Below are 8,980 nucleotides of genomic sequence, written 5' to 3'. Positions count from 1 at the left end.
GGTTCTTCATCAGTTCCTGCTCACGTAGAAATGATGGGATTCCTGGGAATTGGTAACAACCCGATGGTAGGTTGTACAGTAGCTTGTGCGGTTGATGTAGCTCAGGCTTTAAGCAAGTAATTCAGATTACTTTATATAGATAAACTCCTGTAGTCCTTGCGATTGCAGGAGTTTTTTTGTAGTAACTTGTAATAGATGGCAGTTACAAACACTTCATTCCAGACATTATTTAAGGCTACAGAAGATGAAATAGCTGAATATATGGAAGCACTTGGTTTTGAAATGGACTATATAGATGAATTCCATAATGAACAATACAAAATCTTTGACGCTGTCCCTAACAATGTATTATATGGTATTGATGGTGACTTATATTTCATTGATACGCAAATAAGATTAAGAACATTTAAGAAATCAGCACTATACTCATTATAAGAATTAAGATCAAAGGTAGCCTTTCCGTTATTTACAACCACATTCCCTTTTGAATAGGTATACATCTCCATTCATCAACAGATATAACTTAATATAAACCTGCAAGAGCAAATAATGTAGCTAATTCGAGAACTTTTGTACGACTTCGCCTGTTTACATAACAGATACTAAAACATTATACAACAATGCTACTCACATTCTTAAATACACTTGCCACTATTATCAGTGTTATTAGTCTGCTAATTGTCACTTACGGAGTATTAGTCTGCTTCATTGCCTTTTTACGCAATGAGATAAAACGATTCAACGGAACATATACGGTTAACAATATACGACAGTTGAGGGCGGATTTTGGTACTTACCTTTTGCTTGGATTGGAGTTTCTAATTGCTTCCGACATACTAAAAACAGTGGTTGATCCGACGTTGGACGAATTGGCAATCCTAGGTGGAGTAGTCATAGTGAGAACTGTGCTTTCTGTATTTTTGAATAAAGAGATCAAAGAATTGGCCGAAAATGATTCAGCGAAAGAAATATAGCATATTACCGCACAACTAAGTTTCTTCAAAGCCACGTCCTTTTTTATTGCCTGATATTTCTATTTTACCTACCTTTGTACGGGAAACATTTACACACTGACTGGCAAGGAATAGAAACACGTCAAAAAAAATGGGAATTACACATCTATCTATTGAGCTTACACTTGATCTGATTGCGTTAATTATAGGAATCATCCTTATCATACGCGCCAAAGATAATTATCCGAAATTATATTGGGGAATTATAGCTACCGGCATCGGTATTATGTTTTCATGGGAAAATATCGGATGGCTGACAATTGTCACAGACACTCCGGAATACAACTTCACAGAATTGCTCAACATTGAGAAAATGCTCAAATGGTATGCTTTAGCAAATATTGTAGCCCTGTTCCCTATCGCTTCTTTATCGCCGGGCTATCTGAACCATTTCAGAATATTTACTTTTCTATTATTACCCATTATTACGATAACCGTAGGAATCAGCTATTTAAGCTTCAATGGGAATATCACTCCCATCCACTCCATGGATGAAATTATTCCGAATATCCATCTAATAGATGTCAAGCTTAGGGTTTGCATATTCCTGTTATCCGTTTTTACCCCGCTCGTTCTTCTTATTTATCCTATGATGAATAACAAGACCTACCGCAGGATAAATAATAACATGTATCTATTCATCGGTTTTCTATTCGTATTTTTAGGGATATACATCTTGTTCACTCTAAATATCAATGAATTTGTTTTCAACCTGTTCGGCATTATGGCAATCGTTTTTACGGTCTTATTCTCCATACAATATTTACGTTACGAGAACCCGTTTTCGAACCATATAAACATGATTCATAACGCAAAGAATACGGAAAGCCCCATAATGCCACAAGCCGGAAAATCATCTCCTCCTCTCCCGCTCTTCTTAACGATTGAAACCTATCTTCAGGAACAGCATCCCTATACCGATCAACGGTATAATATAGAACTTTTAGCCAAAGCTCTGAATAAACAAGAACACGATATTTCAGCAGCAATCAAAAGTCGGGGTTTTACAGGTTTCCGGGAATACATTAATTATCTTCGACTGGAATATTTCAGACAGCTAGCCGCCGAAAATCCAAAGAGTAATGTAAAAGAACTGATGTTTGCATGCGGTTTCACCTCCCGGGCAACTTTCTATCGTAACTTTTCAGAAAAGTATGGTGTATCACCCAGCAAATTCATTGATAGTCAAAGAGTAAAGCAATAAATTCCTTTTTTTAAAAGCATAATTCTTACTAGTAAAAGTGTCTCATTTCAGGAATGAGACACTTTTTATTTTTGTAGCTAAAAGCAATCCATTACTTTTGATGCAAAATAAAACTACGACGTTCACATCATCAACAGATTAATCAGATACCAAGATAAATAGAATGAATATGAATACTGATAATTGCAATCACACCAACACAGAGAAAAATCAAGAAGAAAAGATCTTTTTATATACTACTATAACTGGAAACTTGCAACTAATCCATTTAGAACAGATTGGCTATTTCCGGTATAACTCCAAGAGTAAACTATGGGAAGCTGTATTAAATAACAATCATATCCTGGCACTCAGAAGAAATACAAACTCACAAAAGATATTGAGTCTGCATCCCTATCTTATCCAGATTAGCCAGTCACACATTATCAATATAAGCTATCTGGTTTCGATTGAAGACAACAATTGCATATTGCTTCCTCCATTTAATGAAATGGAACTTTTACAAGTAAGCAAGTCTTTCATGAAGAAGCTAAAAGAAAAATATCCATGTATCTGATTCCCTATAGCTCATCTTTATGCTCTATGCAACACCCAGCAGTTCCACTTCGAAGATCAATGTCGAGTAGGCAGGAATAGAATCAAAAGATTTGATACCGTATCCCATTGCATAAGGAATATAAATAATCCATTTATCGCCAACATGCATTTTCTGAAGTGCCACCTGCCATCCTTCTATTACATCACTAAGACGTAGGGCATCGGGACAAGTACGCTCATAAGAATTATCAAACACCCGGCCATCAATCAGACTTCCTTTGTAATGCACGGTAACAATACTCCGTGCACCCGGAGAAATCGTACTTTCGCCAGTTTCCAAAACTTTGTAATAGATTCCACCCGGCAATGCGAAAACACCCTCCTGAAAAGACAGCTTTTTCAGAAATCGCCGATTGGCCTCTTTGTATTCTTTCTTTTTCCCCATAAATAAATTGATTAAGAACTTGCAAAAATAATCAGAATAACAAAGGATTTAGCATAAAAACTGTATATTTGTTCGTTGAACTATAAAAAGACTCCTCGCTATGGGACAAACAAAGACTACACGTAGCATCAGTGCTACCGGACTATTTTTGCTCATCATGATAACTGTGGGCCTATATTCATGCACACGCACTCAAAAAGACATCATTCCTTCTGCCGATTATGCACCGTATGTAAACGCATATACGGGAGGAGTCATCTCGCAAAATTCGACCATACGTATAGAACTGACCCACGACCAACCCATGGTGGATATAAACAATGAGTTAAAAAGCAACCCATTCAGTTTCTCACCTTCATTAAAGGGAAAAGCATATTGGGTAAGCAACAATACCATTGAATTTGTGCCTGAAGAAGGAGCGCTGAAACCGGGAACACTTTACGAAGGAACTTTCCGGCTCGGAGACTTTATCGAAGTAGAGAAAAAGCTGAAAGAGTTCAACTTCTCATTCCGCGTACAAGAACGTAACTTCACCCTGCAACTGGAATCATTACCGATTACAGCTACCCAACCGAATGAGATAAATATGAAAGGAGAGATACGTTTCAGCGATGTAGTGAAAAAGGAAGAGGTAGAAAAGATGCTGACTGCCAGTGACGGGAAAAAGAGTTATCCGGTGGAAGTCACCGCAACCGACAATCATACCCGGTATTTGTTTAGTATCAGACAAATCCCCAGAGAAGCTGATGATTACCCCTTGACTATCACAGCCAACGGCACCCCGGCCGGCATCGACCGTAAACAAAGCGAAGAAGTACTGATACCGGCGAAAGATTGTTTTCGTTTTATGTCTGCCGAACGCATCGACCAACCGGAAAACGGAATCGAGATTGTTTTCTCCGCTCCCCTATCCACTACTCAAGATTTAAAAGGACTGATTGAGATCCCGGAAATCTCCTCATCGATCTTCCAAATCAGCGAGAACAGAGTTTTTATCTATTTCGAAGCAAACACACAAAATAAACTGACGTTGAATATCCATGAAGGAGTCAAAGACAGTCAAGGTAAAGCGTTGGGAACTTCTCATACGATCTCATTCAGTGAAGTAAGTCTGAAACCACAAGTGGAAATGTCTACTACCGCCGCTATCCTGCCCGATTCGAAAAGTCTGATTATTCCTTTCAGGGCTGTCAACCTGTATGCTGTGGATTTGAGCGTGATCCGCATTTTTGAGAACAATGTATTGATGTTTATGCAAACCAATTCACTGGCCTCGGCCAATGAGCTGCGCCGTTCGGGCAGACTGGTTTACAAGAAAACGTTATGGCTTGCCAAAGATGCTTCCAAAGACATTCATCATTGGGGAGATTACTCGATAGACCTTGCCGGATTAATCCATCAGGAACCGGGTGCCATCTATCGTGTAATACTTTCATTCCGTCAGGAATACTCCGCTTATCCTTGTGGAGGAGTCGAGAATCAGGATATGAAATTCGCCGACAGCAGCACCTCCGACGGACTGACTAAAGTAAGTGGAAGTGTCTTGTCCGAAGAAGATGAAGCAATCTGGAATACCCCCGAAGCCTACTATTATTACAATGGCGGAACAATGGACTGGAGTGTGTACCGATGGACGGAACGCGACAATCCCTGTCATCCGTCTTATTACATGAATTCAGACCGGATAGCTGCCTGCAACGTTTTTGCTTCCAACCTGGGAATGATTGTAAAACGGAACTCACTGAATAAACTGTGGATTGCTGTCAGTAATATTTTGGATACAAAGCCGATAGGGAAAGCACAGGTAACAGCGTATAACTTCCAGTTACAACCCATAGGGAAAGGAGAAACCAATGGGGAAGGATTCGTTGAAATCACTCCGAACGGTGTGCCTTTCATAATTGTGGCAGAATCGGAAAAGCAAAAGGCATACGTCCGCGTTGTGGACGGTGAAGAACAATCCGTCAGCAGATTCGACGTGGGAGGAAAAGATATCCAAAAGGGACTGAAAGGATTCATATATGGCGAAAGAGGGGTATGGCGCCCGGGAGACACGCTGCATATTTCCTTTATATTGGAAGACCGCGAAAAGAGAATCCCCGACAAGCATCCCGTAGCATTGGAGATTTACAATCCGAGGGGACAGTTCTACACGAAAATGATTTCAACACAAGGAATGAACGGATTCTATACATTCGACGTTCCGACACAGGCAACAGACCCGACCGGGCTTTGGAATGCGTATATCAAGGTGGGAGGAACCACCTTCCACAAAGGTCTGCGTATCGAAACCATAAAACCCAACCGCCTGAAAATAAATCTGGCATTGCCGAAGGTTCTTCAAGCCACGGACAAGGATTTCTATGCCCCACTCACTTCAACTTGGCTGACAGGAGCAACTGCCTCCAAACTGAAAGCCAAAGTAGAAATGTCTTTATCGAAAGTGAATACACAGTTCAAGAATTACGGACAATATATCTTTAACAATCCGGCTACGGATTTCACGACTATCAAAACAGATATATTTGACGGCACACTGGATGCAGAAGGGAAAGCAAACGTCATGCTGAAAGTTCCGACCGCAACGGAAGCGCCGGGTATGCTGAACGCTACTTTCACCACCCGCGTGTTCGAACCGGGAGGAGATGCCAGCATCTACACTCAAACGATTCCATTCTCACCATTCACCTCTTATGTCGGTATCAATCTGAACCAGCCGAAAGGCAAATATATTGAAACTGACAAAGATCATGTATTCGATATTGTAACTGTAAACACGCAGGGACAGCTAGTGAACAGTTCTAATCTGGAATACAAAATATACCGCATCGGCTGGAGTTGGTGGTGGGAAAACAGTGGTGAATCTTTCGGAACGTATATCAACAATAGTTCCATCACTCCTGTTGCCAGCGGCAATTTACAGACAAGAGGCGGAAAAGCATCTTTCAAATTCCGTATCGATTATCCGTCATGGGGACGCTATCTGGTTTACGTGAAAGATAAAGAGAGTGGACATGCCACCGGAGGTACAGTTTATGTTGACTGGCCGGAATGGCGGGGACGTTCGAGCAAGACTGATCCCAGCGGTATCAAGATGCTTGCTTTCTCACTGAACAAAGACTCTTATGAAATAGGAGAAACAGCCACAGCAATCATTCCTGCAGCAGCGGGAGGACGTGCACTGGTATCCATAGAAAACGGTTCTACCGTATTACGGCAAGAATGGATAGAGGTTTCCAACGGAGGAGATACGAAATATACATTCAAGATTACACCGGAGATGACTCCGAATGTATATCTGCATATCAGTTTGTTACAGCCTCATGCGCAAACAGTCAATGACCTGCCCATCCGTATGTATGGCGTCGTTCCGGTATTCGTGACTAACAGTCAGACGGTGTTACAACCGCAGATACAGATGCCGGAAGTGTTACGCCCGGAAACCAACTTCAATGTGACCGTCAGCGAAAAGACCGGAAAACCGATGACTTATACATTAGCTATTGTAGACGACGGTTTGCTGGATCTTACCAATTTCAAGACCCCGGACCCATGGAATGATTTCTATTCACGCGAAGCACTCGGCATCCGGACATGGGATATGTATGATAATGTATTGGGAGCTTCCGCCGGAAGTTACAGTTCACTTTTCAGTACGGGTGGCGACGCGACATTGAAGCCTGCCGATGCAAAAGCAAACCGTTTCAAACCGGTAGTCAAGTTTATAGGTCCTTTCTATCTGGGAAAAGGTAAGAGCCAGACGCATACGTTGAAACTTCCGATGTATGTAGGTTCGGTACGTGCCATGGTGGTTGCCGGACAAGAGGGAGCGTACGGCAATGCGGAAAAAACGGCTTTCGTACGGACTCCGTTAATGATGTTGTCCACCTTGCCCCGTGTGCTTAGTATTCAGGAAGAAATCACCGTTCCGGTAAATATCTTTGCGATGGAAAATCAAGTAAAGAATGTAACCGTATCACTTCAAGCGTCCGGTGGAGGAGTACAGATTGTAGGGGCCAACCAACAGTCGCTCAAATTTAGCCAACCGGGTGACCAGCTCGTGTTCTTTACCTTAAAAACAGGTAGTAAAACAGGAAAGGCTACCATCCATCTGACAGCCAATGGTGGCGGACAACAAACGAAAGAAACCATTGAAATAGAAGTACGCAACCCGAATCCGGTAGTAACCCTGCGCAACAGTCAATGGGTAGAAGCCGGACAAAGCAAAGAACTTTCATACAATCTAAGCAGTTCTTCTGCAAATAATCAGATAAAGCTGGAAGTATCACGCATACCTTCGGTTGACATCAGCCGCCGTTTCGACTTCTTATACAACTATCAGCACCATTGTACGGAACAGTTGACTTCCAAGGCTTTGCCTCTTCTGTTTATCGGTCAATTCAAAACAATAGATAAGATAGAAGCCGAAAAGATAAAGACAAATGTACAGGAAGCTATCCGGCAGATTTATGGTCGTCAACTTCCCAATGGCGGATTTGTATATTGGCCGGGAAATGCTGTTGCCGACGAATGGATCAGTTCTTATGCAGGAATGTTCCTGACACTGGCACAAGAAAAAGGATACGCCGTTCATTCGAACGTACTGAATAAGTGGAAGCGTTTCCAACGTGCTGCCGCACAAAACTGGCGGATGCCGCAGGATGCAAGCGGCTGGCAACAATGGCAGTCGGAATTGCAACAGGCTTTCCGTTTATATACGCTTGCATTGGCAGGAGCACCGGAATATGGTGCCATGAACCGGATGAAAGAACAGGCAGGATTATCCATTCAGGCTAAATGGAGACTGGCAGCAACCTATGCACTGACCGGAAAGATGAAACCGGCTGAAGAACTGGTGTATAATGCGGAAACAACAGTAAGCCCCTACTCTTCCATGAATCAGATTTACGGTTCCTCCGACCGTGATGAAGCTATGATTCTGGAAACACTGATCCTGATGAACCGGGAACGGGATGCTTTGCAGCAGGCAAAAGTCGTTTCAAAGAATCTGTCACAAGAGGAGTGGTTCAGTACCCAATCCACCGCTTTTGCTCTTATGGCAATGGGACGTCTGGCCGAAAAGCTGTCAGGCACACTGGATTTCGTATGGACATGGAACGACAAACAACAACCTGCCGTGAAATCAGCTAAGGCTGTGTTTGAGAAGGAAATAGCCACCACTCCCAAATCCGGTATGATCGCTGTGAAAAATCAAGGAAAAGGAGCGCTTAGCGTTGACCTTATCACACGCACACAGTTGTTGAACGATACATTACCGGCCATCAGCGACAATCTTCGCATGGATATAAGATATGCCAACCTGAACGGTACACCGATCTCTGTCAATGATATTATACAGGGAACTGACTTTATGGCTATCACCTCCATATCCAATATTAGCGGAACTTCCGACTACACCAATCTGGCACTGACGCATATCATACCGTCCGGCTGGGAAATATACAACGAAAGAATGGTTGCCCCCGAAACGGAAAGCGTAACAGCCGACGGTTCCGGTAAGTCCGTCAGCAAATATAATTATCTGGATATACGCGATGACAGGGTATTGACTTATTTCAATTTGCGTCGTGGTGAAACAAAAGTATTCACTGTCAGACTGCAAGCGACTTATGCAGGTAACTTTATTCTTCCTGCCGTTCAATGTGAAGCAATGTATGATGTAAACGTACAGGCACGCAGCAAAGCGGGAAGAACAACTGTCAGTCGATAAATTTTAGGCACGGATTACACGGATTACGCGGTTTTGGTTAACGAGTAGAA

General features: G+C 42.3%; 6 protein-coding genes and 1 pseudogene. 6 read left to right on the top strand and 1 reads right to left on the bottom strand.

The features are described 5' to 3' along the window. The 5 genes and pseudogenes from I2I13_RS05340 to I2I13_RS05320 form a co-directional block, all read left to right on the top strand. Window positions 1-120: GGGtGRT protein (locus tag I2I13_RS05340; protein WP_195649020.1), on the top strand; the 120-nt coding region annotated here is incomplete at its 5' end. 111 nt (window positions 121-231) lie between these two features. Continuing rightward, window positions 232-435 (top strand): annotated as a pseudogene (locus I2I13_RS05335) (hypothetical protein); the annotation flags it as partial. A gap of 185 nt (window positions 436-620) precedes the next feature. Further along, window positions 621-974, top strand: coding sequence for a DUF1622 domain-containing protein (locus I2I13_RS05330; RefSeq protein WP_099146399.1), 354 nt, complete (start codon window positions 621-623; stop codon window positions 972-974). Window positions 975-1,104: 130 nt separating this feature from the next. Further along, entirely contained in the window at window positions 1,105-2,217 is a 1,113-nt protein-coding gene (locus I2I13_RS05325; RefSeq protein WP_148366095.1) for a helix-turn-helix domain-containing protein, read from the top strand. Window positions 2,218-2,386: 169 nt separating this feature from the next. Beyond that, entirely contained in the window at window positions 2,387-2,773 is a 387-nt protein-coding gene (locus I2I13_RS05320; RefSeq protein ID WP_148366370.1) for a LytTR family transcriptional regulator DNA-binding domain-containing protein, read from the top strand. Window positions 2,774-2,797: 24 nt separating this feature from the next. Here the strand turns inward: I2I13_RS05320 and I2I13_RS05315 are convergent, their stop codons facing one another. Further along, on the bottom strand, window positions 2,798-3,199 hold the full coding sequence (locus tag I2I13_RS05315) for an FKBP-type peptidyl-prolyl cis-trans isomerase (RefSeq protein ID WP_074556384.1): 402 nt from the start codon (window positions 3,197-3,199) through the stop codon (window positions 2,798-2,800). A gap of 100 nt (window positions 3,200-3,299) precedes the next feature. Here I2I13_RS05315 and I2I13_RS05310 point away from each other — a divergent pair, with 100 nt between their 5' ends. Further along, complete coding sequence (locus I2I13_RS05310; RefSeq protein WP_195649019.1) at window positions 3,300-8,930, top strand: alpha-2-macroglobulin; 5,631 nt, start codon at window positions 3,300-3,302, stop codon at window positions 8,928-8,930. The last annotated feature ends 50 nt before the right edge of the window (window positions 8,931-8,980 follow it).

It is taken from the genome of Bacteroides sp. D55t1_190419_B8, from assembly GCF_015558905.1.
In the GTDB taxonomy this organism is placed as follows: domain Bacteria; phylum Bacteroidota; class Bacteroidia; order Bacteroidales; family Bacteroidaceae; genus Bacteroides; species Bacteroides vicugnae.
Note: the sequence above shows the minus strand (reverse complement) of the source record. Positions and strands in the feature narration are given on the sequence as shown.

What these genes read in the sequence shown, in the direction of transcription:
- I2I13_RS05330 (WP_099146399.1), top strand. Translation starts at nt 621, where the DNA reads ATGCTACTCACATTCTTAAATACACTTGCCACTATTATCAGTGTTATT.
- I2I13_RS05325 (WP_148366095.1), top strand. Translation starts at nt 1,105, where the DNA reads ATGGGAATTACACATCTATCTATTGAGCTTACACTTGATCTGATTGCG.
- I2I13_RS05320 (WP_148366370.1), top strand. Translation starts at nt 2,387, where the DNA reads ATGAATACTGATAATTGCAATCACACCAACACAGAGAAAAATCAAGAA.
- I2I13_RS05315 (WP_074556384.1), bottom strand. Translation starts at nt 3,199, where the DNA reads ATGGGGAAAAAGAAAGAATACAAAGAGGCCAATCGGCGATTTCTGAAA.
- I2I13_RS05310 (WP_195649019.1), top strand. Translation starts at nt 3,300, where the DNA reads ATGGGACAAACAAAGACTACACGTAGCATCAGTGCTACCGGACTATTT.